Consider the following 26129-nt stretch of genomic DNA (forward strand, 5'->3'; position numbering starts at 1 on the left):
TCAATTAACTCACATTTACGCTTTTTTGTCTTGTTGATTCTCTAACACTTTTTTACCTAAATAAACTGACATTATGATAATAAACATTCCTGCTAGTTGCTGTGTTGAGAATGTTTCTCTAAATAAAACATAACCATAAAGCAAAGCAAAAACAGGTCCAATTAATAAAACTAAAGAGCTCATGACTAATGAAATGTGCTTGATACGACTGATATAAAGTATATTTCCAAGCAGATGACCAAATAAAGCTATAGATAATAATATTAAGGCACCTTTAAATGTAGTTGGAAATATTTGCTCTTTAAATATTAAAGCTAGGGTGAAAAGGACTACTGAGCCACTTAAAGATGCAGTAAACATCATTCTAAATGTAGAACATGAATTTCTTAGTTGTTTAGAAAGTATTATAAAAAGTGCATAAAATATAGCTGATATAATAGCAAGCCAGTTTCCTAAAAGATGTTTGGAACTTAGGCCAGCTTGGCTCATTAACAGTAGCAGACCTAAAAATGCTAGTAAAAGAACAAAATAATATTTCAAAGAGACTTTTTCTTTTAGAAATATATTTGCTATAAAAGTCGTAATAAAAGGGCATAGATTTGTCAAAAGACTAGCTTCTGCGATAGATGTATAAATTAAAGATATACTATAGAAAGCTAAATCTAATGCTAAAAAGAAACCAGTGATAACGGCAATATTAAAAGTTTTTTTGGGGAGTTTTTCTTCGTTTTTAGAAATTGCTAAAAATGAATAGAGGAATACACAAGGGATTAATAATCTATAGCCAAAGCTTGCGATTGGACCAACTTCAGAATACCTAATTAACACAGATGCTACAATAAGATTAGAAAGAGCAAATAGTATTATAAAGAAGTCCTTATTCATGGTAATCTCCTTAGCAAGCGACTATTAAGCTGATGATATCATGAAAGCAAATAATCTTTATGCTAATTAGCTGCAAAATATTTATTAAATATCACTTAGTTTTAGAATGGTAAATCTCATTAACTGTATACTAAAATAGATAATTCCTATAAAAGCAGAATTTAAAGATTTTATCTTGTTAAGATACATGCTAAATTATCCAAAATATAATTTTTAAATTTAAGGAATAAATTAATGCATATTAGTGAGCGTCGTAAATGGTATATAGGCTTTGCTGTTTTTGTGGTAATAGTATTGTTATCACTTTCATTACTCCATGCTCCAATATGGTTTAGTATTGGTTTTATTACCGTTTTAGTGGTGATAGCTATATATGATGTTATTCAAACAAAGCATTCTATCTTAAGAAACTTTCCTGTAGTTGGACATATGCGCTATATACTTGAATTCTTGCGTCCAGAAATTCAGCAGTATTTTATAGCTGATAATGAAAGTGAAAAACCTTTTGGTAGAGAGTTGCGTTCAACAATTTATCGTCGTGCTAAGGGAATTAATGATACTGTTGCATTTGGTACGGAGAAAGATATTGATAGGGTTGGTTATGAATGGGTAACACATTCACTCATGCCTAAGCACCTTGGTGAGATTGAAACACGAGTTAAATTTGGTGGTTCTGATTGTAAACAACCGTATATGGCATCGCATTTGAACATATCAGCAATGAGTTTTGGTGCATTATCTGCAAAAGCTGTTATGGCTTTGAATAAAGGTGCTAAGCTTGGAGGTTTTTATCAGTGTACAGGCGAGGGTGGTTTGACTAAATATCATTTACAAGGTGGTGATCTTGTATTTCAAATTGGTACAGGCTATTTTGGTTGTCGAACTGAAGAGGGTAAGTTCTCAGCAGAGAAATTTGCTGAAAAAGCAAATTTAGATAGCGTTAAAATGATAGAAATTAAATTATCCCAAGGGGCTAAACCATCTCATGGCGGAGTTTTACCAGCAGCTAAGATAACCCCAGAAATTGCAGAAATTAGAGGTGTTGTATTAGGTAAGGATGTACTATCACCACCTGCGCATAGTGCTTTTTCGACGCCGATAGAATTTTGCTATTTTATAAAGCAGCTAAGAGATCTTTCTAATGGTAAGCCAATTGGCTTTAAGCTATGTATTGGTAGTCATGTTGAATTCTTAGCTATCTGTAAGGCAATGCTTGTGACAGGTATAAAACCTGATTTTATAACTGTCGATGGTGCTGATGGCGGCACAGGAGCAGCGCCACTTGAGTTTTCTAATCATATTGGTATGCCTTTAGAAGATAGCTTAATTTTTGTGCATAATGCTTTAGTTGGTTGTGGTCTACGTGATGAGATTCGTATAATTGCAAGTAGTAAAGTAGCTACAGGTTTTGATATGGTTAGGTTATTTGCTATGGGAGCAGATACTTGTAACTCAGCTAGAGCAATGATGCTGGCTATTGGATGTATACAATCGCGTCAGTGTAATAACAACACTTGTCCAGTTGGTGTTGCAACCCAAAACCCACGCCTTGAAAAAGCTTTAATAGTCGAAGACAAAATGTATCGAGTTTATAACTTTCATAAAGCTACAATTCAATCTTGCTTAGAAATTATTGGAGCTATGGGACTTACTTCGACTAATGATGTTGAACCGGAAAATCTTAAAAAGCGTATATCTGTAAATGAGATTAAATCGTACGCAGACTTGTATGATTTTATTCCAGAAAATTGTTTAGTTGATGGTAACATTCCCGCAAGTTTTGCTAGAGCTTGGGAAAAAGCTTGTGCTGATTCTTTTTAGCTTATTCAAAAAATTATAGTTTTAAACCTAGAAATTCATTTTTAAGATAAATATTAATCTTTGTAGTGCTGATTTGCTAAAATAGCTAATATAATTATTCTGATTGACAAAGCATGGCATTATATACTTACCCCTCAAACAAATTAGAGTATCTTGTGCAGGTTTTATCTAAGCTTTTAGATATTGAGCAGAAAGATATTTTTACACCGACACAGCTAATTGTTGGTAGTCGTGGTATGCAACATTGGTTAAGTATGCAACTAGCAGAAAATCGTAATGTTGCAATGAATCTTAAATATGACATGATTAATGGCTATATTCTAGATATTTGTTATGAAATAACTGGCAAGCAAGAATATAAAAAAGCATATACAAAGGACATTCTTATTTGGCGAGTTTTTAAAAGCTTAGCCAATATAGATAGTTTTAAACTTAGAGAATATTATCAAGATAGTGACCTTAAAAAATATCAGTTGTCAGTTAAAATAGCCGAGGTTTTCTCAAAATATTTGTCATATCGCTCTGAATGGTTGCAAAAGTGGGAGAAAGGCACGTATATAAATTCCAGTAACCCTGAAAATGACGAAGACTGGCAGATGCAACTGTGGCAAAATCTAGTTGCTGAGATGCCTGAGACACCATATAAAATACAATCTCAAGCTATAAGTAAACTAACCAAGCAAACACTAAAAAATATAAAAGTGCCACATGATATTTATATCTTTGGAATAAACACGATCTCACCTAAAAACCTTAAATTTATATTTGAATTAGCTAAGTATATTAATTTACATATTTTGTATATTAATCCATGTAGTGAATATTGGTATGACTTACACAAAGATAAAGTCTCAGTATGGCTAGATAATGATGATTATGAAATTCAGCCACTTTTAGCAAACCTTGGTCAGCAAGGCAAAGAATTTTTTAGAGAACTACTTTTAAATGAGGATAAGCAAGAACTAGAAGTTTTTGAACAATTTGATACCAGTGAATTAAATTTTACAAAACTTGAGAATAATAATCAAAGTCAGTTAGTTAGCTTACAAAGAAATTTACTTGAGCTAGATTGCCAAAATCACGCTAAACAAAAAGATTTAAGTATAAGTATTAATTCTTGTCATAGCCCACTTAGGGAGGTACAGATATTGCATGATAAGCTTTTGGATATGATAAAAGCTGATGCAACTATTAAGCCTCGTGACATTTTGGTAATGTGTCCAAATATTGAAGATTATTCACCATATATTGATAGTGTTTTCTCAAGGTATCCAACAGATAAAAAGCTACCTTGTTCAATAGCAGATAGAACACTTCTCGATTCAGAACCTTTAGCGGCTAGCTTTATTGAGCTTTTACAGTTACCAGAGAGTAATTTTGAAGTAAATAAAATATTAGATTATTTATCAGTACCAGCAATTCAACATAAGTTTAAAATCTCTGATGATCAGCTAGAGACTATTCGTTATTGGTTAAAGCAAGCACGTATTCACCACAGTAATAATGGCCAAACATTTTCATGGAGTTGGGGATTAAAAAGGCTGATGCTTGGCTTTAGCTATAGTGATAGTAGCTATATTATTGATGATAAATTAATGACTGTAGCAGTTATTGAGGGAAGTGAGATAGCTGAACTAGGTGGTTTATATGAATTATTGGAGCTACTTGAGCAGTACTATCAAGAGTTGCTTAAACCAAGAAGTTTCGCAGCTTGGCAAGCATATCTTTTAGAAATGTTTGATAATGTTTTTGATATCACCCAACAAGAGCAATATATCGCTAAAAAGATCAAAGATATTATCGCAAAGACAGTGGCAACAGCTAAGGATATATTAGCTGATAAAAAGATTGATTTATATACAATTAGGTATTGTCTAATTTCTCAATTATCAGAACCGATTATAAATAATCATTTTTTAAACGGAAAAGTTACTTTTTGCTCAATGACACCGATGCGTAGCGTACCGTTTAGGGTTATAGCTATGCTAGGACTGAATAATGGTAAATTCCCACGCCAAGAATCAGCTATTAGTTTTGATCTAATGGCAAGACTTGGTAGAAAAACAGGTGATAGAACAAAGCGTGATGACGATAGATATTTATTCTTAGAGACAATTTTGTCAGCAAGGGATTATTTATATATAAGTTACATTGGTAGGAGTGTTAAGACAAATACAGAACAACAGCCAAGCTTGATATTAAAAGAGTTGATGAGTTATCTAAAAGTAAATTATGGATGGCAGGATGTTGACATAAAAGAATACCCATTACATGCTTTTAGTTCTAAGTGTTATTCAGGTGAATATAGAAGCTATGATGAAGCTTGGCTAAGATTGTTACAAACACAGCCTATGGCTTTTTATGATGACAAAAAACCGCCCAGTCAGTCTACCACTATCAACTCTTCGCACCAAAGGAGAATAAGTTCAAATAGTAGCGGTTATACTCGTGAAGACGGGTATCTCTTAGATAGTGAGCAAAATTCAAAAGATTCCCACCTTCGTAGCAATGACTGTGTTAATTTGCCACAAAATCTTACTATATCAAAATTAGCGAAAATATTTGCTAATCCGCTTAAAGCTTATGCAAATTATAGTCTAGAATTATATTTAGAAGATAATTTTGAAGAGTTAGAAGACAGTGAGCCTTTTGATATAGATAATCTTGAGAAGCATAGTTTAAAACATGAATTACTTGATATTTTAAGCACTAATAAAGATAAAAATCTAACAATAAAAACAGCTAAACTAAGTGGTAAGTTTCCAGAATCTGTACTTACTGATACTGAGATTAACTTAGAAGTTGAGAATATCCAAAAGCTACTAGGTGTAATGAGTTTACCAGATTATCAAAGGCGCACTTTCCAGAAAAATTTTGTTGGATATGATTTAGAAACAAGTTGCTATATTAATGATAATCAAATTTTATTATTTACATCATCAAGCTTAAATATAAGGAGGAAATTTGAACTATATTTGACAGCGCTATTAGTAGCATATAGTGAGCAAAGAGATATTCGTGCAGTTTATTATGGGCTAGAAAAAGATCAACCAAAAGAATTTAGATTAGAAAATATCGGCTTTACAACAGCTAAAGAAATGTTAGAGCATTATATAAATCAAGCTGAGCAGATAGTAACTAAACCTAAACTAGTATATTTATCTTTGGCTGAAGTTATTTATAATCCTAAAAATAATACTGATAAGAAAAAACAACTAGCTTGGCGAGGTGTGATAGCGTCTTCACAATACAACTTTGATGCTCTGGAAAATGATAAGTATTTCAAGCTTTTTTATAATGAGTTTCCAACTATAGAAGATTTTGAGGGTGAGGAGTTTTACAGAGAGTTTTTTGAGGTTATTAATGAAAATCAATTATAAACATACTATGCCACAACTATACAAAAACATTTATATAAGCTTTGAAATAGCGATAGCTGCTTGTATATGTTTTTTATTAGGTTTTTATTTATCTGAATTGTTACATAGAGGACAATCTGTAATTGGAGGCTTTTGGTGCTTGATTACAGTTTCAACAATCTTACAACTAAGTATTAGAGACTCGTATTTGGCAGCTTTTCAAATATTAGTAGGCTCTGTGATTGGTGGAATTACGGCGTTTATTTTTACATCTATTTTAGGTTATCACTATTATGTTATGATTTTAGCCGTAGCTATTAGTGTTTTGCTCACTGCTAGTCTGCACCTGGAGAATGCTATCAAAATGAGTAGTGCTAATGCTGGGGTGATTGTCGCACTAGGGTTATATCAACCTAGTTATTCACCATTTTTAAATACTGGTTTGCGTTTGATAGAAACTTTTAGTGGTACAGCAATAGCATTATTTTTTATATTTATTAGTAGGATTTTTAGGATAAGAACAGATGACTAATATACAGGCTTAACTATTTAATAGGATTAAAAAATAATAATGAAAAACCTAGATGCAAAAACAATACCTTTACAAGGTCGCCATATCATTGAGGCAAGTGCTGGTACGGGTAAGACTTATAATATCACCGAGCTATATATCCGATTGTTGCTAGAGAAGAAATTATTACCTAGCCAAATTCTTGTGATGACATTTACTAAGGATGCTACACAAGAGATTATCGGTAGAGTTGAAGCTAAGATTAGAGCAGTTATTGATGATGTAGCTAAAGCAAAAGAGGTCAAAGTTTGGATAAATAAACAAGAAACTTTAATTAAAAAAGGCGATGACAACTACAAGCATCTAAAAAGAGCATTACTTGAGATAGATGAGGCAGCTATTTTCACAATTCATGGTTTTTGTAAAAAGGTTTTAAGTGAGCAGGCTTTTGCTAGTGGTATCGAGATGGATGTCACTATGGAGGTTGATACTTCTGATATTTTGCACAAGGTTGTCGAAGATTTCTTTAGAAAAAACATTAATAAAAACCAGACTAAATTTGAGTATCTAAAAGCCTATAATTTACATACACCAGGCAAATTTTTAGATAGAGATGGTTTGCTTAATGTTATTAGATCTAATTGTGAGATTTTAGCAGATAGCTTTGAGCAGGAAGTTAACAAATTAATAAAAGAGAAAAAACAAGTTTTTGGTAATTTGGTAAAAAACAAAGCTTTTATATTTGATGCTTTAGTAACAGCAAAAGATAAAAAGCAACCATCTATTAAAAAAGAGCAAGTTAGAACTCAAGAGTGGGAATTTATTGAAAGTTGGGCTAATGATAATAAATTTAGTTTGATGCCTAAAGAGATTTCTGCATTTATACATGGTAATCGTTATCGTGGAAGAAGTGATATTGCCGAAATCTTTGAGGAAATTAAAGCTTTAAAAGATAAATATTCAGATATAAAAAATTTAGAAGAATATAAAAAACAGTTTGAAGCAGCACAATTTATCCAACAAGCCTGCTTACAAATCCGTCAAGAATTTGCTAAAGCCAAAGAGCAAAAGAGTATTTTAGATTTTAATGACTTAATTACTAAACTTTGTCAAAGTGTTAAAAATTCGTCTGATTTAGTCAAAACTCTACAAGCACAATATCCAGTTGCTCTTATAGATGAGTTTCAAGATACTGATGCTGAACAATATCAAATATTAGATACTATCTATCCCAAAGATAAAAATGATTTATTATTTCTTATGATAGGTGATCCAAAGCAGGCAATTTATGGATTTAGAGGTGGCGATATTTTCACATATTTAAAAGCTAAAGATAGTTGCCCAGTAGTTAACCAATGGAGTATGGATACTAATTGGCGCTCTACCAACGAAATGATAAAGGCTTATAATCGCCTTTTCTATACTCAAGATTACCAAGAAGACGGAGTTATCGGTAAAGATATTTTTATTGCAGGTATTGACTATCAAACTGTCAAAGCATCTCCAAATACTAATAGTAAAAATAAAGATTTTGATGATAATCTTAAGCCTATTAACTACTTTTATTATCAAGTAGCAGTTGATGATAATAAAAGTGATATTGATAAAAAATTATCAGTATGGACAACAAATGAAATTGATAGGTTACTAAACTCTAAAAAAGTAGCTGAAAATGATATTGCAATACTTGTAGAGAATAGTACCCAAGCAAAAATTATTCAACAAGCTTTACGCCAGAAAAATCTTAGTTCAGTCTATCTAAGCCAAAGAGATAATGTCTACCATAGTCAAGAGGCACAAGAGATATTAGCTGTAATGGAGGGTATCAATGATCTTGAAAATAAATATTTACTCAAAAGAGCATTATCTACTAGTCTGCTAGGCGGTACTGCTGACAAAATGCTTAAATATCACGCCGAAGATGATCTATCAGTATGGGATGAGGAGATAGAGAAGGCTAAAAAATTACGCAGCAAATGGCATAAGTATGGTTTTATGGCGTTTATAATGCAAATAGTTCATGAGAGTTTTAGCCAAAGAAATGAAAGCAAAGAAAGAACTATAACTAATATCCTGCATCTTGCTGTGCTTATAAAAGTTGCTGAAAATAAATATAAACATTCAAATCAGCTAATTAAATGGTATCGTCAACAACTCAAAAATACTGCTAGTAGTGAAGCTGAATTAAGATTAGAAAGTGATGATAATTTGATAAAAATAATCACAATTCACGGCTCGAAAGGTCTTGAATATTCTGTTGTATTTATACCGTTTGCAAGTTATGTAAGTTCTTCAAAGCTTAAATTATATAAAATTAATAAATATTATAATAATCAACTAAAACAAACTGTTTACAAAATTGGCGGTAATGATGGTGAGTTAAAAAAAACAGTTGAAAAAGAAACTATTGAAGAGCTAATGAGATTATTTTATGTCGCAGTTACGCGCGCAGAACATCGCTGCTATATTGGAGTAGCAAAATATAATAATGGTGAAAAGTCACCATTAGCACAATTTTTAGGTTATCAAGAGGGTGAAGACTGGCTAGAAAGAATTCAAAAAATCACAGATAATATAGATAATCAAAGTTTGCTTATAAATGTTGAAGATAATCAAAATATTAATTTTAAAAGGACGCCGAGTACTTCGACTTCATTCAGCAACCACGGAGTCGAAGTGTCAAATAATGAAGCTTTAAAACCAAATCATATAGGTAACTTAAAAAATGATAACTGGGAAATGTTATCTTTCTCTAAAATATCGCAAGCAAAAGCTCAAAACCCAGCTTTAGAGAAAGAAAATGATGAGTCAGAGGATGATAAAAATCAAGATCTAGACAAAAAATTAGAATTTAGATTTACAGCTTCTAAAGGAGCTGACATTGGTAATATTCTCCATAATGTTTTAGAGCATACGGATTTTAGTAATGGCCAAATTGATGATACTCTTTTACAAGAGCAAATCGCTAGATATAAGGTTGTTGCTGCAGAAGATTTTAGTAATTTAAAAGTATGGTTAGAAGAATGTTTAGTAGCTCCAATTTTACCTATAAGCGTCATTCCGTCAGGCTTGACCACGGAATCTTTTAAATATAGCAGCAATTGTCAAAATAGTGAGATCCTGAAACGAGTTCAGGATGACAATATTATTTATAATAATAAATTGAGTAATAGTTTTAGCCTAAAAGATATTCCAAATTCAAAAACCTTAAAAGAAGCAGAATTTTACTTCCCCGTGACAAATGAAAAACTTTATAAAATGCATATCATTAAAATTCTAGAGGAATATCGCAAAACCACTCAAGTCATTTCCGACTCTGATCGGGAATCTTTTAACTTATTTGAAAAAAATACCCGCCTACGCGAGTATGACGATGCTATACTAAATCATAAAATCTTTGGTATGTTACATGGTTTTATAGACTTAATTTTTGAGTATAATGATAAGTTTTATATCGCAGATTATAAGTCAAACTATCTTGGTAATAAATTAGAAGACTATAATCAACAAGCTATGCAAGAGAAAAATCAAAGTAGTTTGTATGATTTGCAATACTTGATATATAGTGTTGCCCTAGATAAATATCTTAAGCAGAATATACCAAACTATGACTTTGAGAAACATTTTGGCGGAGTATATTATTTTTATCTTCGTGGTATGAAAGACGGCTTTGGAGTCTATCAAGCAAGGCCACCTTTAGAAATTATAAATATGTTAGCTAAATTGTTTAATGGAGGTGATAATGTATAAAAACTTCCGTGAAGCTAGTGAGAAACTAGCAAATATTAAAGCAGTAGATTTTTTCTTTGCTAAAGAGATATTAGAGCTAATTAAAAAAACTAGCGCCACTCCCGGCTCCAATCGGGAATCTTTTGGCTTACATGATAAATATACCCGCCCACGCGAGTATGATACAAAGCAAAGTGTTTTATTTCACCTTCTAATGAAGCTTATGTCAGCTTATAGTCATGGTCATAGTTGTATAAAAATAAGCAACTTAGCTGACAAGACTATTTTTGCTTGTGACAAAGATCAGAGTAAAGCAGGCTTTAAGCTAACAAGTTACCAAGAAATTATAACTATTCTAGAGTCTTTGGATTATACAAAACTACCTATTCATTTTGCTAAAAAATATAACTCTTTATACATCAAAAGGTTATGGATATATGAGAATGAAATAGCCAAGTTTATTAGGCAAAAGACAGTTGAAAAAACCGCAGATATTAATCAACTTGAACAAATTGTAACTAAGCTATTTGAGCCTAGTGTCGAGATTGACTGGCAAAAACAAGCAGTTATCAAAAGTCTAAGTTATGATTTTAGTATTATTTCAGGAGGGCCAGGTACTGGTAAAACAACTACAGTTGCCAAACTTTTGCTAGTTACACAAATGCTTAATCAAAATCAGCAAAAGATAGCGCTTTTAGCGCCAACGGGTAAGGCTGCTCAGCGGATAACAGAATCTTTAAGATCAACTCTTAAAAATATTAATTTTAAAAATTTGAATATCGCCAATATCATTGAAGAGTTATACAAGTTAGAAGGCCAGACTATTCACCGTTTTTTAGGTTTACGACCAAATTCAAACCATGTCAGTTATAATCAACAATCAAAAGCACCTTATGATGTAATTATTGTTGATGAAGCTTCGATGCTCGATATTAATATTTTTATCAAATTAATACGCGCTGTTGCTGAGAATACAAAGCTGGTTTTAATTGGTGATGCTAATCAGTTACCTTCGGTAGAGGCAGGTAGTCTTCTAGCTAATTTCACAGCTGCTAGTGATACAACTATCACAGCTTATACAACACAACTGCTCAAAAATTATCGTTCACAACAGTATATAAATAACCTTGCTAATGATGTATTAGCTGGTTATGTAGATCGACAAAAATATCAAAATAATAGTATAAGCTTTTATGATCTAAAAAGTTTAGCTAGTTGCCTAAAAATATGTGCTGATAAATATAAACAACTAGAAAAATGTCATAACTATAAACAAGCTTTAGTTGAGCTAAGTAAGTTTAGAATACTTGTAGCAAATAAAAACTTAGAAATCGGCACTGATAAGCTAAATCAAAAGATAGAAAAACTAATCGCTAAAGTAGCAGATTCTAATTACAAAGGCAAGCCAATTATGATAACTCAAAATAGCTATTCGTTAGGTTTGTTTAATGGCGATGTTGGGATTGTATGGCCTGATGCTAATGGTAAGCTTCGCGCGTATTTTGATGGTAAACAAGATAAAGCTTTTAGTCTCAATATGCTACCTAAACATGAGAGTGTTTATGCTATGACAATTCATAAAACTCAAGGCTCAGAGTTTGATGAAGTTGTGATAATACTTCCGGCAGAAGATAATGAAGCTTTAAGTAAACAGCTATTGTATACAGCTATCACACGAGCTAAGCATAGACTAACAATCATTAGTCAATATACTAATCTAAATGCTATAACACAAAAGTCAATTTATAGATATTCAAATATAGCTGATTTAGTTAATGATTGTGTTGAGCTTGGTGATTATTAATATATCTAAACCTATTTGAATATATTTTCCAAGACATGTTGTTGAGATATAAGCTTATATTGATATATAAACTTCTCAGTCCTCCTTTATTTCTATAGACGGATAGAGAGTCTTATTAGCAAATAACGCAATATAACTAAAGGGCTGATTGTCACTTGTTAATTTAATTAATCAGGTATCCTATCGGATATTTGGATGCATTATTTATTGATCTCCCAAATTATTCTTAGGCCATGTAATAATAAATCTGCGATAATAATGTCAAAGTATTGCTCTTTTTCAAACAAATGAGCATAGCCTCCTGTTGCTACTAATACTGGTGTTTTGTCTGCAAAACTTTGTTGAGAAATTCTGCTAATAATTTCTTTAACAGCACCTAACTGACCATATATTAGCCCTGACTGGATTTGTGTGATAGTTGTCTTACCTAGAGCAGAATTAGGAAGTGAGATAGGTGCATCAGATAGTTTTGCAGTTTTTTGTGATAAGCTCTCCATTGATAGATTAATCCCTGCTAAAATAGCACCACCGATATAGGCTTTATTCTGTGAAATAGCGCAGATAGTTGTTGCTGTACCAAAGTCGACAATAATAATATTTCTTGACGGGAAATGTGATATTGCTGCTATGGCATTAGCGACACGATCTGCACCTAAATCTAAAGGGTTTTTGATATCAAGTTTCAATCCTGTTTTTATCCCAGGTTTAAGCTCAAGTGGAGTGATACCTAAATATTTTTTACACGCTGAGTTAACCGAATACTCTAAGTGTGGAACCACCGATGAAAGCACAACTGCCTCGATAGCTTCTACATCAAGTTTTTTTCTGTCAAAAAAAGAAATTAAAAACAAACCCAAAGTGTCAGAAGTACAAGGTGTAGTTGATGGGTACCTAAAGTTATACTTAATTTGATCTCCCATAAATATTCCACCAAATATATGCGTATTGCCGATATCTATACATACTATCATTTGTTATTCTCCAGTTTTTAGATCAACGAGTTTAGGCTTTATGCTTTCTTTAGCAGGGTCAATCTGAGCATAAGTGATTATAAAAAGTTGATCACCTATTTCACACTTTCTCGCAGCAGGGCCATTTAATGCAATGATTTTACTATTAGCTTGCCCTTTTATTACATACGTTTCAAGACGCTCACCGTTGTTTAGGTTTACTACTTGCACTTTTTCATTTTCAATAATATTTGCTTGTTTCATTATCTCGCTATCAATAGTTATACTACCCACATAAAATAAATCTTTGCCAGTCACAGTAGCATAAGAGATTTTTGATTTTAAAACTGAAATTAACATGATGGCCCGCTCTCCTTTAAGAAATTATCAATTAAACGTACTTTACCACTATAAAATGCTAAAAATATTCTCTTATCTAATTCATCGATATACTCAGGTTTTGCACCAGTAGCTTTAATTTTGCTGACAAGTTTTTCTAAGTTTGAAAAATCATCTTGCTTGAGGATTTTATACACTGCTGTAGCAATTTCTCTATCTGTTGCTGAGAGATTTTTATTTCTAGAGCTAAGTGGTAAACCAGACGGTTCTCTTTGTGTAGGGCAATTAATAACCTTAGTATCAATAAAAAAATCTTTTACAAGTTGCTTTATTAACATAAGTTGTTGATAATCTTTTTCACCTAAATATAAGCTGTCAGGCTGGGTTATTTGCAGGAGTTTTAGCACAACAGTTAACATTCCACTAAAGTGTCCAGGTCTAGCTTTACCTTCGAAAATGTTAGCTATTTCAAGATCAGGTTGTATTTTTAGAAGGTTACCATCTGGATAGATATCTTTTTCACTTGGGTTAAATAATATATCAATATCTAGTGACTCTAATATTTGTATATCTTGTTGTAATTGATTAGGATATGTTTGATAATCATATTGATTATTAAATTGTGTTGGATTTACAAATATACTTACAACAACTATGTCATTCTCTGCTTGAGCTTTGTTGATTAGGCTAATATGACCATTATGTAAAGCTCCCATTGTTGGCACAAAGCCTATTTTTTGTTGTTTAGTGAAACTATTTCTTATTGAACGAAATTGTTGAATATTATTAGCAATAATCATAGCTATGCTCCTTAGTAGGAAAGATGCCGTTTTTAGTTTCTTTAACATATATATTTATCGCTTCAGAGAATGATTGGGAGGCATCTATATATTTTTTAACAAACTTTGGTTGAAAGTCAGTATTCATTCCGAGCATATCTTGGAGTACTAAGATTTGACCATCAGTATCGTTGCCAGCGCCGATACCTATAGTTGGAATCTCTATTGATTGTGTAATTTGTTTGGCAATCTTTGCAGGTATACATTCTAGCACTAGGGCAAAACATCCTGCTTGTTCGAGAAGTTTAGCTTCTTCAAGTAAGTGTTTAGCAGCAGCTTCAGTTTTACCTTGGACTTTAAATCCGCCAAAACTATTTACAAATTGTGGTGTCATACCAATATGTCCCATTACTGGAACTCCTGAGTCAACAATATGTTTTATGCTATCTAAATTTCCTGTTGTACCCTCAAGTTTAATAGCATGAGCTCCTGACTGTATCAAGCTTGTTACAGCTTGCATAGATTTTTCTAAGGATTGACGATAGCTCATAAATGGTAAATCAGCAATTATAAGTTTATCTGTAGCGCCTTGAGCTACTGCTTGAGTCATAAACTGCATATCAGCTAGAGTTGTATATGTGGTATTTTTCTTACCAAGTAATACCATGCCGCCACTATCACCAACAAGAATACAATCTATATTAGTAGTATTTATAATCTTAGCCAAAGTGTAATCATAACATGTGATCATTGAGATCTTTTCACGATTGGCTTTGGCTTTTTTGAAGTTTAAAATTGATTTCATATTTTCTCCTTAAATGAAAATTGATTAACAATCGCTTTAAAAAAATCATAGAAATCATCGCCAGCTAGAGCGTCGAGATCTTTTTGTAGTGTGATGTTATCACCTCGTGCAATTGGCCCAGACAAAGCATGATGATTTTGTTCGATATTTTTAAATGTTCTTTCTAAGAAAGGTTTTAGATAATTTGCTTTAATCTCAAAGCGATTCTCCATTTCAGAGTAGAATTTTTTCCATATCAGTGTAGTTACATTATTAGCTAAGGCACACATCGCATGATAGTAAGCTTTGTCATTTTTACTGATACAAAAATTAGCATTAGGTAACTTAGGCAAAAGCTGACTAAAAGCGATATTTTTATCAGTAGTTATAAAAGCGATAGATTTATACTCATCTAACGAATATAAAGACTTATTTGGAAAACTCTGTAAGGGGTGTGTTGAGTAAGCATTCTCGATATTCAAAAGCCCAGAAAAATGAACTATTATCAAATTATCTAATCTATTTAAGAGATGCTTTTGTATAAAACTTTGTATCTCAGCATCTTTGATTAAAACTAAAACATGAGTTGCATTGTCTAGTAGATTATCAAGGTTATCTAACGGTTTATTTCGCGACCATTGTTTAAAATCTAATTTTAAGCATTCAAAATAGTAGCACATATGTGTTGCTACATTGCCGTTGCCGACAATAACATATCTAGGTACCTGTTGCATAAATCAAGTCCATTTTTAAATTAAAATCGTTATTATTACCTAACAAACTAGGTCAATATTTTTGCAAAGTATAAGTACTGTTACTAGTTTGTGTATACAGTCTTGTTTTCGCAATCAAATTTTATAACATATCACTAAATACTTAGCAAACTTTTAACAGCAACAAAAATAATTTTTGTATTAATTATATAACTAAATATAAGATGGAATAATTGATAAAAGATTATAATTTAAAAGGTTTTCTCTTATGCAAAAGCAGCTAAATTAGTATAAAATAGCACTTATAAAATAATTATTAAAAAATATTTTTTTGATGACTCCAAGCGATTTTTTTTCTATAGATTACAGTATTTTAGCTAAAGCAGAATTAAAAGTTCACATCAACAAATTAGCTGATTATCTTAGTCAACAGAGCTATTTGTATCATACCTTAGATAAGCCAATTATTTCTGATTCTGACTATGATAAGCTGTTTAGATTACTGCAAAATTTAGTCAATGATAATCCCCAATTTAAGCCTGTAAACTCTGTATTAGATCGAGTTGGTGGAGAGGTGTTAGCAGGGTTTGAAACTATCAAGCATAAAAAGAAAATGACATCTCTAACAAATGTCTTTAGTCTTGAGGAGTTGCGTGATTTTTATGACAAAATAGAATATGATGTTGAGCTTGAATGTGAGCCAAAGATGGATGGTTTAGCTATCAGTATTTTTTACAAAAATGGTGATTTTGATTATGCTGTAACGCGTGGTGATGGTATCCAAGGTGAAAAAGTCTCAGAAAATGTTAAGACTATTCGTAATATTCCGCTTAAACTTAATACAACAAATCCACCACAAGAGCTAGAAGTACGTGGTGAAATTATCTTAGATAAGCAAAGTTTTTTGGCACTTAATGAGTACATGCAGGCACAGGAGAATAAAGCTTTTGCAAACCCACGTAATGCTGCTGCTGGCAGTATTCGCATGCTTGATTCACGAGTTGTCGCAAAACGACCGCTTAAACTATATAGCTATGGTATTGGTTATTTTTCAAAAGATTTTATTCATCCCCAAACTCAATTTGAGCTAATGAAGATGCTTCAAAGTTTTGGTTTTACAATTAGTGGTAATATGTTTTTGGCAAAAAACTTTGCAGAAGTTGAAGAGTATTATCGTAATATGAGTCATCAGCGTGCCGATTTAGCTTATGATATTGATGGCTTAGTTTTTAAGGTAAACAATATTAAGCTACAAGATACCATCGGCTATACAGCAAGAGGACCTAAATGGGCTGTAGCATATAAATTTCCAGCTGAGGAAGTTGAATCAGAAATTCTAAATATAGAATTTCAAGTAGGTAGAACAGGAGCTATTACTCCAGTTGCAAGACTTAAGCCGGTAGCTGTCGGTGGGGTAATAGTCTCAAATGCAACACTACATAATATTCATGAAATAAAGCGTAAAGATATCCGCATTAGTGATAGGGTAATAGTGCGTAGAGCTGGGGATGTAATCCCAGAAGTAGTTAAAAGTTTAGCTAAATATCGCAAGCCTGATGCACAAATCGTCGAGATGCCAACAAATTGCCCGGTGTGTGATTCAGCAATTGAGAATAACAACGATCAAGCTATTTATCGTTGTACTGGCGGCTGGCATTGCCAGGCGCAAACTACAGAGCGACTAAAACATTTCGTATCTCGTAAAGCTATGGATATCGATAAACTTGGCGCTAAGCTAATTGAACAGTTAGTTGCTGTAGATTTGGTTAAATATCCAGCTGATATTTATAAGCTTAATTTTGAGCAGTTATTTAATTTAGAGAGAATGGGAATTAAATCATCTCAAAATGTCCTAGACTCAATCACGAAAAGTAAATCACCAACTCTAGCAAGGTTTATTTTCTCAATTGGAATAAAAGATATTGGTGAAGTATCATCAGAAGTGTTGGCAAATCATTTCGGTAGTTTAGAAAGTTTCCGCCAAGCTAGCTCCGCTGAACTTATTGAAATCAATGATATCGGTGAGATTATGGCTAACAACATAGTTTCATTTTGGCAGGATTCTCTAAACGTTAAAATTGTAGAAGAACTTTTAAGCGTTGGAATTAATATACAAAATCCTCAACCACTAGAGCAGAAACATAATGCTAATTTTGCTGGTAAAACTGTAGTAATTACTGGCACTTTTGAGAACTATAATCGTACAGAGCTTACACAACTTCTAAAAGCTATGGGAGCAAAAGTTACCACAACTATTTCCAAAAAAACAGATATGCTTATTTGTGGCGATAATGCAGGTAGCAAACTTACAAAAGCCCAAGTTTTAGATGTGGAAGTCGTTGTTGAGGGTAAATTACAAAACTTGTTATGAATATTATTGATTTAAAAAAAGGTGATGTAGTTTTTATAGTCGATGAGGCTGAAAGGAATATTTCAAGTTTATCTACTGGTTTTGGTGGTTATAGTTATTATCACTGTGCTTTATATATTGGTGATGGCGAAATTATCGAAGCTGTGACAGTTGCAGGAGTTATACAGGCTAAGCTATCTAAATATTTAGATAAAAAAACTCTTATTGCTCGTGTCTCGGAAAGTAACGTTTTTTTAGCAAAAGTAATTACTATTGCCAAAGGTTTTATAGGTTTCGGTTATAATGATCTATTTTTACCTGATGTGAAGGGAAGACTTTACTGTTCAGAGTTGATCCATGCAACTTTTAATAATGTAAGTAATGGCAAATACTTTACTCAACATAAGCTTAATTATATTGCAACTAATGATACGGAAGTATCTCAATATTGGCTTGATTTTTATAATGAATATGGTTTAAAATTTCCTCAAGGCCAGCCTGGTTCACATCCCAATAATTTATCATTAGATAATAAATTTACTTATAAAGCTTTTTTGAATAGTGTCTAATAACAGTTTACAACTTTAGTGGTTTGGCATAAAATCAACTGGAAAGATATTTGTATTAAAGTATTCACAGAACTAAAGGGTTGATATGAAAATAAGAAAGGCGACAAATAAAGATTTTGAAGGTATTGCATATATATGGTCAGAGCATTTACTAACTAATTGTCAGTTTTTTACTACTCATGAGATAAAAAACCAAGAAAAAGTAGTAGTAGATAAATATATTAACGATCCAGCACTTAAAAGCTTTGTATTAATAGTAGAAGAACAGCTTATTGGAATCTCATGTATAAGAGATAAGGAAATACTATTTTCTGCTGTTGATCCGAAACTTTTAGGTAAAGGTTTTAGAAGCTTTATGCTTAAATATTTGTTAGAGAATTATGATGTTGATGCTGCATATGTATTCAGTGCAAATATACAAACTATGGCTTTTTATACTTCGATAGGCTTTATTATTGAAGATAGAGTAGATGATTTTATTTTCTCTTCACAGTATCAGCTAAATAAGTTGAAACTTTCTGAGTCTCCTCAAGAAACAGCACAAAAAATTGCTGCTAAGAACAAAAATTTTTTTTAAGTAAACAATAAAAGAAGCCATCACCGCCTTGGTGTGAGGGCAGTATTTGGTAGCCGCAATCAGTTTTGTATTTTTCAAGAATATCTATAGTGATAATTTCAGAATCATTATTTTTAATTAAAAAGTCTTTTATTTGTTGTTGGTTTTCTTCTTCTAATATTGAGCATGTAATATATAGTAGGTAACCATTGTTGGTTAGGTTATTGTTCCATAAGTTATCTAAAATTTTACTTTGTAAAGCTTTGATAGTTTGAATATCCTCTGGCTTTCTTAGTACTTTGATATCAGGATTTCTCTTTATAGTTCCTAGGGCAGAGCATGGAGTATCGAGTATGATTTTATTAAATTTTCCAGCTAGAGGTAGTATCAAGTCATGTTTTAAAACATTGACATGATTATCTTTTGATAATCTAGCTAAGTTTTCTTTAAGAAGCTCTAAACGCTTATCAATGATATCGATAGCTGTAATATTAGCTTGTGGAGCGCATTCTAAAATATGCGAAGTTTTACCTCCAGGAGCAGCACAAGCATCAAGAATCTTATCCTCATTGTTAGCTTTGATAATATGTCCTGCATACTGTGCAGAGATATCCTGTATCGTAAAATAGCCTTGCTGAAATAGTTGATTATGTTTTACATCAATAGCTTGATCAAGCTTTATACAATTTTTTAAATCTGTAAATGAATATGTTATTTTATTTAGCTTAAAATAATCTAACACTTTGTTGCTATCTTTAGTTTGGTTTAGGCGAATAAACATATCCGCTTTTGCATTAATTGCTTGGGCTATTGCTAGATAATGCTTAGGGTACTGTTTTTTAAGCGTATCACTAAGCCATTTAGGCATATCTATTAATTTGGATTGGTTATATATATTAGTCATATCCTGGATATTACGAATAATTTTTCTTAGTATTCCATTAATAAGCTTTTTCGCCCAGGTGATTTTGAGATCTTTACAAGCTGCTACAGTTTCATTAATGCTTGCGTAGTAGGGCTGTTTGATTTCAAATATTTGTAATGCTCCAAGCATTATTAAAACTTTAGCCTTTGCTTTAGTTTTTTGTGTCAGGTGTAACACTGCTATATTCTCTAAAGAATAGTAGTTTCTGAAGAACTCATAACATAAAAGTTTAACAAAAGATTTATTTTGTTCTGACAAGTTCTGACTAAGAAGTTTTTGTTCGAGGGTTAGCAGAGAATATTTACTATCAAGAATATCTAAAATAGTTTTAGCTGCAATAGCACGGGTATTCATTATTTGATATGTTTTGCTAAAATTTTAATAAGTTTTGGTTGGATTTTCTTATTACCAGCGATAATCAGACCATTGTTAATATTACTTGTGCCATAAATATCTGTAACAATAGCTCCAGCTTCTTTCATGATTATATATCCAGCAGCTAGATCCCATACTTTTACATCACCACATGCCCATAGACCATCGATGTATCCTGCTGCTAGGTATGCCATATCCATAGCAATACTACCAGAATATCTATATCCTGATATTACTTGTTGAAGTTTAATTAGCTCTGCAACATAACTATCATTAAATATTTTGCGTGAATATTTCAATGATGCTGAAATTAGAGTATTTTTAAAACCTTGACTTTGGGCAACTCTTATTTTTTTACCATTAAGAAGGGCCCCTTGACCTTTGTAGGCACAAAACATCAAGTCTAAGAAAGGGTTATAAATAACTCCTAAAACTACATCATTATCTTTCTTAGCAGCAATTGATATACAACAGTGCGGTAAACCATGAACAAAATTATTAGTTCCATCTATTGGATCAATAATCCAAGTAAAGCGACTATCTTTGTTGCCAAACTCACCATTTTCTTCAGTTATAAAATAATCATTAAAACCTGCTTTTTTGATATTATCAATAATAAAGTTTTCGACACTGATATCAATATTTGATACAGTTGTGTTATCAAGCTTTTGAGAAATTTTGATAGAACTTAGATCATTTTGTGCTTGAAGAATAATTTTGCCAGCTTTTCTAGCAACAGTTGTAACAACATTTAGAATAGGCTTCATCGTTGAAATATTATCAAATTATTATTTTTAGATATAATACATTATTTAGTATCAAAATAGGATAGCTTTGCTTAAATAAGCTATTAGATTATACTGGTTATGCCATAAGTGATAGCTATACCACCAAAAAATAACCATGCAAATAAGATTAATGCAAGAAGGAGGGGTTTAATCCCAGCTTGGATAAACTTGGATACATGAGTTTCTAATCCTAATGCTGTCATTGCCATAGCTAATAAGAATTGGTCAGCTACTCTAATGTTGTTAACAGTCGCTACAGGTAAAAGATCAAGTGAATTAAATCCTGCAACTATTATAAAACCAATCGCAAACCATGGGATAACCTTCTTGATAGAACCTTTCTCAGATTTTGAGCCACTTGCTTCACTAACAGTAGTGGCTGATCTAGCTATCCATATACCTATCACAATTAACATAGGTGCTAGCATCATCACACGAATCATTTTAACTGTAACAGCTATCTCTTCTGCGTGTGGACTTATGCCACTACCAGCAGCTACAACCTGAGCTACCTCATGGATAGAGCTACCAGCAAAAATACCATATTGAGCATCACTCATATGTCCTAAAAGACCTACTTTCATAAGGATAGGGTATAGGAACATTGCAGCAGTACCAAAGAGTACAACAGTACCTACAGCCATAGCTGCTTTGTATGGTTCTGATTTTAGAGTACCTTCAGTAGCTAGCACTGCTGCTGCACCACATACTGCACTTCCAGCAGCTACTAAAATCGAGCTATCTCGATCTAGACCAAATATTTTTGTGCCTAAGACAATATCTATTATTAAAGTAGATATAAGCATGATTATCGATACAGAAAGTCCAGCTAACCCGACGGATGCTATTAACTGAAATGTTAAATTAAAACCATAAAAAATTATTGCAAATCTAAGAATTTTTTTAGCACTAAAAACAATACCTTCTTTCCATTTATGGATAATTTTACTTACTGGAGTATGAGTCAAAGCCATACCTAGAACTATTCCTATAATTAAAGGACTAATACCAAGATTCTTAATAGCAGGGATTTTTGCGATAAAATATGCAATACCAGCAAAAATAGCTACTAGTAGCACTCCGAAAATCATTGATTGAGTTAAGTGTTTTTTCATATTTATTTACAAGTTTATTTAAATAAATTTTGTGTAACTATACATTATGGATAAGCGATTTTATAACAAAAAGAATTTATATGTTTTATTAGAAAAACTAATAAAAATGATTAAGCGTTTTTTTGCTCTTTTGAGAAAATAACTGCTAATATAACAAGTAGGAAAGATATTATATAAAAGATTACTACAGCGTGAATCACACTAGTTAAGCCAAAATATTGGTTTATAAAAGCACCAGTAGTAGTAGAAAGAGCTGTACCAGTTGTACCAAATAGAAGTATAGTTGTAATTAAAGTTGGTGGAGCATTTTCCATTTGGAATGTTCCATAAGCTAATAGCCCAGCATAAATATAGCAGTTAAACAACCCAAATATAATCGCAGCCTTAAATACGGTATCTATATTTGGTATATACAAGATACATGATAATGCAACTAGCCCCACAAGCATAAATGTTGGTAGGATGTATCGTAGTGGGATAAACCTAGTTATTAATGGGCTAATAAATAAGCCAACGCATTGCGCTGTCCAGAAGTATGATAATGGCTTATTTGCATCGATAGTACCCCAGCCGAGTATTTCTTGGAAATATGATTGAGCATAGCTAGTCATAGTTAATTGAGCTAATAAGAATAAGAAAGCTGCAAAAGCGACACAATATAAGCTAAGATTCCAGGAAGAGAAATTCAAATTTGGCCTTATCTCTTTGACATTGTTGTGACGATTAAGGATTGTGAAATCTGAGAATATTACTAAGACTAAGATAATTACAGCAGTTATTTGTAATATTAAATAAATAGTGTACCATTCAAAGCTTTGCGTGATTAGATAAGCAGCAAATATCGGAATTAATGCACCACCAAAGCTAAAGAAAAAATCGGTAAAAATCACGTTCATTGCTCTTATTTTATGGTCATTGTAGATATGTACAATCATATAGCTAGCAATAGCCATAAAAAGACCCCCAGTGATACCAACACCAGTAAGTAGTATTTTAAGAGTAAACATTGATGGAATTATACTAGTAATTAATGATGGTATAATTCCTATTACTACCGCAGCAATTAGTAATAATTTTATAGAGAATCTATTCATCAAAATACCTATGACTAATATTGCAAACCACATTGCAACATTAATAAATGTGAAAGCAAAGCCAATATTACTATTATGAAAATATTCTGATAAGGGTTGCATTACTGCACCTGTGACTAGCACTACATTTGCAGTATAAAAATAACAAAAGTAGCAGATAAATGTTATAAGAAGCTTATTTTTTAGTGATGGTGAATTGTATATTGTAATTTCCATGTTTAAGTTTTAGATAATGAGGATGTCAAAGCATTATTTTTGCATATACAGCTATTTTTAGCAAGCTCCTAATTTGCTATTCTTTATGTAAATAATACCTAATCAGAAAAGTTATATAATTATGGAATTTGCTAAAATAATTTGGGAGAAAAATACACCTAAGTCGGTATCTTTTGATGATTTTTATTTTTCGACGCAATCTGGTATACAGGAGAGTATTTACAATTTTTTAGTACATAATAGCCTACAACAGAGATTTTCTCAGTTACAAAAAAATCAATACTTTAGAATTTGTGAAACAGGTTTTGGTAGCGGCCTTAATTTTATCCTGACAATGAATCTTTGGCATAAATATGCTTGCAAGGATTCTCAACTTGAATTTATCTCATTTGAGAAGTTTCCTATAGCACTAAATGACCTTGGAGAAATACTCAAGAGTTTTGATGAGTTAGATGGTTATCAAAATTTTCTCGAGCAATATAACCCTATAGAGGGTTTAAATATTTATAAGTTTGATAATATTAACCTTAAGCTAATAATCGATGATGTTAATAATATTAATCACTATAACCTTCCATTTATAGATGCATGGTTCCTTGATGGTTTTGCGCCAAATAAAAATAGTTGTATGTGGAGTGATAACCTTTTTGAAAATATTTCAAAACTTTGTCACAATGGCAGTAGCTTTGCAACTTTTACGGCTAGTTCCAAAGTAAGAAAAGCATTACACAATCAGGGTTTTGAGATAAAAAAAGATAAAGGCTTCGGTAACAAAAGAGAAATGATGTATGGAGTATTTAGAGCTTAGCAAGTTCTGGGATATGTTTGACAGCATCAAAACTAGTAAAATGGTATTCGGCAATTTTATTAATATAAAATGGATCTTCTTTGATAAATCCTTTGATCTCTTGTAGATCTCCGCGTGCAATAATAATTCCACCTGTTTTTGATGTTTTAGGTCCAGATGCTACAAATATTCCTTTAGTATAACCAATATCCAAGAAATCTCTATGTGAAGGTCTAATTTTGGCTACTTCTTCTTGATCAACCAAATAGTGTAGGTCAATAATATGAATTTGCATATTTTCTCCTTAATTTTTATACAAAAAAAGCCAAACTTGGTGGCTTATCAAAGATTAGCTAAATGTAGTAGCTGTTGATACTTAGATTTTTTTGAAAATTACAGATCCATTTGTGCCACCAAAACCAAAAGAGTTATTAAGCACATAATCAATTTTCATCTTTTTAGCAGCATTTGCAGCATAGTCTAAGTTACAACCATCATCTAAATTATGCAGATTGATTGTAGGCGGAGCTACTTGGTCTCTTATTGCCAGTACACTGAATATTGATTCAATAGCTCCAGCTGCACCAAGTAAGTGCCCAGTCATTGACTTTGTTGAACTCATAACTAGGTCTTTTTTATATTGACCAATTACTTTTTCAACAACTTGTGACTCTTGAACATCTCCTAATGGAGTTGAAGTACCATGTGCATTGACATAATCTATTGCATCAGGGTTATTTTCAAGTCCAGCATCAGCTAAAGCATTTTGAATACATCTTTCTTGTCCTGGAGCATAAGGCATAGTCATATGATATCCATCAGCAGACATACCAAAACCTACAACTTCTGCATAGATCTTAGCGCCACGAGCTTTTGCTCTTTCATATTCCTCTAGGACAACAACACCAGCTCCATCACCAAGCACAAAGCCATCTCTGTCTTTATCCCAAGGGCGTGAGGCACCTTGTGGATCATCATTACGTGTCGATAATGCTCTAGCAGCAGCAAACCCACCCATACCAATAGCATTACTTGCTTTTTCAGACCCACCAGCAAGCATAGCATCAGCATCACCACTAGCGATTAATCTGGCAGCCATACCAATATTATGTGTACCTGTAGTACAAGCCGTAACAATTGGTACATTCGGACCACGTAAACCATGGTTTATTGAAATGATACCAGAGAGCATATTCACGATTGAAGAGGGAATACAAAACGGTGAAATTTTTGAAGGCCCTTTTGTATCTATTACAGCTTTAGTAGTTTCTAAAGTCTCGATACCGCCGATACCAGAACTAACACAGACCCCGAACTTATAAGAATCTTCTTCAGTTACTTTACCAATTCCAGCATCTTTAAGAGCTTCATTAGCAGCGGCAATACCATAATAGCAGAAAGGATCCACTCTCTTTGCGTCTTTTTTACCTACAAGTGCATCTACATCAAAATTTTTAATTCTTGCTGCAAATCTAACTTTAAACTCGCTAATATCAGGAGCAGGTGTATCAAAACCAGTTATAGTTTCTACACCACTTTTACCAGCTAGGATATTAGCCCAAGTCGTAGGGACATCATTTCCTAAAGGTGTTACCATACCTAAGCCAGTAACAACTACTCTACGATTAGATTTCATAATTTAAATTAACCTGTTTATATTCATTGTAGAAAAAAGTATGA

21 protein-coding genes are annotated in these 26129 nt (G+C 32.3%); 9 read left to right on the top strand and 12 right to left on the bottom strand.

What is annotated here, in order from left to right:
* Positions 1 to 15: 15 nt before the first annotated feature.
* Positions 16 to 885 carry a DMT family transporter gene (locus CGC45_RS02190; protein ID WP_071628755.1) on the bottom strand — a complete coding sequence of 290 codons (870 nt, stop codon included), beginning with the start codon at positions 883 to 885 and terminating at the stop codon, positions 16 to 18.
* Between the two features lie 234 nt (positions 886 to 1119).
* On the opposite strand from CGC45_RS02190, the gene CGC45_RS02195 reads away from it, so the two are divergent.
* The 5 genes from CGC45_RS02195 (at position 1120) to recD (ending at position 12109) form a co-directional block, all read left to right on the top strand.
* Entirely contained in the window at positions 1120 to 2706 is a 1587-nt protein-coding gene (locus CGC45_RS02195) for an FMN-binding glutamate synthase family protein (protein WP_071628756.1), read from the top strand.
* 113 nt (positions 2707 to 2819) lie between these two features.
* On the top strand, positions 2820 to 6086 hold the full coding sequence (gene recC, locus CGC45_RS02200; protein ID WP_071628757.1) for an exodeoxyribonuclease V subunit gamma: 3267 nt from the start codon (positions 2820 to 2822) through the stop codon (positions 6084 to 6086).
* Positions 6070 to 6597 carry an FUSC family protein gene (locus tag CGC45_RS02205; RefSeq protein ID WP_071628758.1) on the top strand — a complete coding sequence of 176 codons (528 nt, stop codon included), beginning with the start codon at positions 6070 to 6072 and terminating at the stop codon, positions 6595 to 6597. The genes recC and CGC45_RS02205 overlap by 17 nt, the downstream gene beginning before the upstream one ends.
* A gap of 39 nt (positions 6598 to 6636) precedes the next feature.
* A complete protein-coding gene (locus tag CGC45_RS02210) occupies positions 6637 to 10326 on the top strand; it encodes a UvrD-helicase domain-containing protein (protein WP_071628759.1) in 3690 nt (1229 codons plus the stop codon).
* A complete protein-coding gene (recD, locus tag CGC45_RS02215) occupies positions 10319 to 12109 on the top strand; it encodes an exodeoxyribonuclease V subunit alpha (protein WP_071628760.1) in 1791 nt (596 codons plus the stop codon). The genes CGC45_RS02210 and recD overlap by 8 nt, the downstream gene beginning before the upstream one ends.
* A gap of 200 nt (positions 12110 to 12309) precedes the next feature.
* Here recD and CGC45_RS02220 read toward each other — a convergent pair whose 3' ends face one another.
* Genes CGC45_RS02220 through CGC45_RS02240 form a run of 5 tightly spaced genes read right to left on the bottom strand, consistent with a single transcriptional unit; the run spans position 12310 to position 15695 of the window.
* Positions 12310 to 13080, bottom strand: coding sequence for a type III pantothenate kinase (locus CGC45_RS02220; protein ID WP_071628761.1), 771 nt, complete (start codon positions 13078 to 13080; stop codon positions 12310 to 12312).
* A gap of 3 nt (positions 13081 to 13083) precedes the next feature.
* Positions 13084 to 13419 carry an aspartate 1-decarboxylase gene (panD, locus tag CGC45_RS02225; protein WP_071628762.1) on the bottom strand — a complete coding sequence of 112 codons (336 nt, stop codon included), beginning with the start codon at positions 13417 to 13419 and terminating at the stop codon, positions 13084 to 13086.
* A complete protein-coding gene (gene panC, locus CGC45_RS02230; RefSeq protein WP_071628763.1) occupies positions 13413 to 14198 on the bottom strand; it encodes a pantoate--beta-alanine ligase in 786 nt (261 codons plus the stop codon). Before panC ends, panD begins: the two co-directional genes overlap by 7 nt.
* On the bottom strand, positions 14185 to 14982 hold the full coding sequence (panB, locus tag CGC45_RS02235; RefSeq protein WP_071628764.1) for a 3-methyl-2-oxobutanoate hydroxymethyltransferase: 798 nt from the start codon (positions 14980 to 14982) through the stop codon (positions 14185 to 14187). The genes panC and panB overlap by 14 nt, the downstream gene beginning before the upstream one ends.
* Entirely contained in the window at positions 14979 to 15695 is a 717-nt protein-coding gene (locus CGC45_RS02240; RefSeq protein ID WP_071628765.1) for a Rossmann-like and DUF2520 domain-containing protein, read from the bottom strand. The genes panB and CGC45_RS02240 overlap by 4 nt, the downstream gene beginning before the upstream one ends.
* Before the next feature lie 313 nt (positions 15696 to 16008).
* Between CGC45_RS02240 and ligA the strand changes: the two genes are divergently transcribed.
* From ligA to CGC45_RS02255, 3 genes are all read left to right on the top strand, one after another.
* Entirely contained in the window at positions 16009 to 18045 is a 2037-nt protein-coding gene (gene ligA, locus CGC45_RS02245) for an NAD-dependent DNA ligase LigA (protein ID WP_071628766.1), read from the top strand.
* Positions 18042 to 18593, top strand: a complete 552-nt coding sequence (locus CGC45_RS02250) for a YiiX/YebB-like N1pC/P60 family cysteine hydrolase (RefSeq protein WP_071628767.1) — start codon at positions 18042 to 18044, stop codon at positions 18591 to 18593. Before ligA ends, CGC45_RS02250 begins: the two co-directional genes overlap by 4 nt.
* 85 nt (positions 18594 to 18678) lie before the next feature.
* Positions 18679 to 19170, top strand: coding sequence for a GNAT family N-acetyltransferase (locus CGC45_RS02255; RefSeq protein ID WP_071628768.1), 492 nt, complete (start codon positions 18679 to 18681; stop codon positions 19168 to 19170).
* Here CGC45_RS02255 and rsmB read toward each other — a convergent pair.
* The 4 genes from rsmB to tsgA form a co-directional block, all read right to left on the bottom strand.
* A complete protein-coding gene (gene rsmB, locus CGC45_RS02260; protein WP_071628769.1) occupies positions 19148 to 20428 on the bottom strand; it encodes a 16S rRNA (cytosine(967)-C(5))-methyltransferase RsmB in 1281 nt (426 codons plus the stop codon). The two genes, CGC45_RS02255 and rsmB, sit on opposite strands and share 23 nt — an antisense overlap.
* A complete protein-coding gene (locus CGC45_RS02265; RefSeq protein WP_071628770.1) occupies positions 20428 to 21216 on the bottom strand; it encodes an inositol monophosphatase family protein in 789 nt (262 codons plus the stop codon). The genes rsmB and CGC45_RS02265 overlap by 1 nt, the downstream gene beginning before the upstream one ends.
* An 83-nt stretch (positions 21217 to 21299) precedes the next feature.
* Positions 21300 to 22352, bottom strand: coding sequence for a YeiH family protein (locus CGC45_RS02270; protein WP_114702019.1), 1053 nt, complete (start codon positions 22350 to 22352; stop codon positions 21300 to 21302).
* 110 nt (positions 22353 to 22462) lie between these two features.
* A complete protein-coding gene (tsgA, locus tag CGC45_RS02275) occupies positions 22463 to 23662 on the bottom strand; it encodes an MFS transporter TsgA (protein ID WP_071628772.1) in 1200 nt (399 codons plus the stop codon).
* A 121-nt stretch (positions 23663 to 23783) separates the two neighbouring features.
* Here tsgA and mnmC2 point away from each other — a divergent pair, with 121 nt between their 5' ends.
* A complete protein-coding gene (gene mnmC2 / locus CGC45_RS02280; RefSeq protein ID WP_071628773.1) occupies positions 23784 to 24470 on the top strand; it encodes a tRNA (5-methylaminomethyl-2-thiouridine)(34)-methyltransferase MnmC2 in 687 nt (228 codons plus the stop codon).
* Here mnmC2 and CGC45_RS02285 read toward each other — a convergent pair.
* The gene (locus CGC45_RS02285) at positions 24460 to 24744 is read right to left on the bottom strand and encodes a YciI family protein (RefSeq protein ID WP_071628774.1); all 285 of its coding nucleotides are present in this window, start codon (positions 24742 to 24744) and stop codon (positions 24460 to 24462) included. The two genes, mnmC2 and CGC45_RS02285, sit on opposite strands and share 11 nt — an antisense overlap.
* An 81-nt stretch (positions 24745 to 24825) precedes the next feature.
* Positions 24826 to 26085 carry a beta-ketoacyl-ACP synthase II gene (gene fabF, locus CGC45_RS02290; protein ID WP_071628775.1) on the bottom strand — a complete coding sequence of 420 codons (1260 nt, stop codon included), beginning with the start codon at positions 26083 to 26085 and terminating at the stop codon, positions 24826 to 24828.
* Positions 26086 to 26129: the final 44 nt, after the last annotated feature.

The sequence above is a fragment of the Francisella opportunistica genome (assembly GCF_003347135.1).
GTDB classification, from domain to species: domain Bacteria; phylum Pseudomonadota; class Gammaproteobacteria; order Francisellales; family Francisellaceae; genus Francisella; species Francisella opportunistica.

What these genes read in the sequence shown, in the direction of transcription:
- rsmB (WP_071628769.1), bottom strand. Translation starts at nt 20,428, where the DNA reads ATGAATACCCGTGCTATTGCAGCTAAAACTATTTTAGATATTCTTGAT.
- CGC45_RS02205 (WP_071628758.1), top strand. Translation starts at nt 6,070, where the DNA reads ATGAAAATCAATTATAAACATACTATGCCACAACTATACAAAAACATT.
- mnmC2 (WP_071628773.1), top strand. Translation starts at nt 23,784, where the DNA reads ATGGAATTTGCTAAAATAATTTGGGAGAAAAATACACCTAAGTCGGTA.
- CGC45_RS02255 (WP_071628768.1), top strand. Translation starts at nt 18,679, where the DNA reads ATGAAAATAAGAAAGGCGACAAATAAAGATTTTGAAGGTATTGCATAT.
- CGC45_RS02190 (WP_071628755.1), bottom strand. Translation starts at nt 885, where the DNA reads ATGAATAAGGACTTCTTTATAATACTATTTGCTCTTTCTAATCTTATT.
- ligA (WP_071628766.1), top strand. Translation starts at nt 16,009, where the DNA reads ATGACTCCAAGCGATTTTTTTTCTATAGATTACAGTATTTTAGCTAAA.
- CGC45_RS02240 (WP_071628765.1), bottom strand. Translation starts at nt 15,695, where the DNA reads ATGCAACAGGTACCTAGATATGTTATTGTCGGCAACGGCAATGTAGCA.
- tsgA (WP_071628772.1), bottom strand. Translation starts at nt 23,662, where the DNA reads ATGGAAATTACAATATACAATTCACCATCACTAAAAAATAAGCTTCTT.
- fabF (WP_071628775.1), bottom strand. Translation starts at nt 26,085, where the DNA reads ATGAAATCTAATCGTAGAGTAGTTGTTACTGGCTTAGGTATGGTAACA.
- recD (WP_071628760.1), top strand. Translation starts at nt 10,319, where the DNA reads ATGTATAAAAACTTCCGTGAAGCTAGTGAGAAACTAGCAAATATTAAA.
- CGC45_RS02270 (WP_114702019.1), bottom strand. Translation starts at nt 22,352, where the DNA reads ATGAAAAAACACTTAACTCAATCAATGATTTTCGGAGTGCTACTAGTA.
- recC (WP_071628757.1), top strand. Translation starts at nt 2,820, where the DNA reads ATGGCATTATATACTTACCCCTCAAACAAATTAGAGTATCTTGTGCAG.
- CGC45_RS02265 (WP_071628770.1), bottom strand. Translation starts at nt 21,216, where the DNA reads ATGAAGCCTATTCTAAATGTTGTTACAACTGTTGCTAGAAAAGCTGGC.
- panB (WP_071628764.1), bottom strand. Translation starts at nt 14,982, where the DNA reads ATGAAATCAATTTTAAACTTCAAAAAAGCCAAAGCCAATCGTGAAAAG.
- CGC45_RS02220 (WP_071628761.1), bottom strand. Translation starts at nt 13,080, where the DNA reads ATGATAGTATGTATAGATATCGGCAATACGCATATATTTGGTGGAATA.
- CGC45_RS02285 (WP_071628774.1), bottom strand. Translation starts at nt 24,744, where the DNA reads ATGCAAATTCATATTATTGACCTACACTATTTGGTTGATCAAGAAGAA.
- panD (WP_071628762.1), bottom strand. Translation starts at nt 13,419, where the DNA reads ATGTTAATTTCAGTTTTAAAATCAAAAATCTCTTATGCTACTGTGACT.
- CGC45_RS02195 (WP_071628756.1), top strand. Translation starts at nt 1,120, where the DNA reads ATGCATATTAGTGAGCGTCGTAAATGGTATATAGGCTTTGCTGTTTTT.
- CGC45_RS02210 (WP_071628759.1), top strand. Translation starts at nt 6,637, where the DNA reads ATGAAAAACCTAGATGCAAAAACAATACCTTTACAAGGTCGCCATATC.
- panC (WP_071628763.1), bottom strand. Translation starts at nt 14,198, where the DNA reads ATGATTATTGCTAATAATATTCAACAATTTCGTTCAATAAGAAATAGT.
- CGC45_RS02250 (WP_071628767.1), top strand. Translation starts at nt 18,042, where the DNA reads ATGAATATTATTGATTTAAAAAAAGGTGATGTAGTTTTTATAGTCGAT.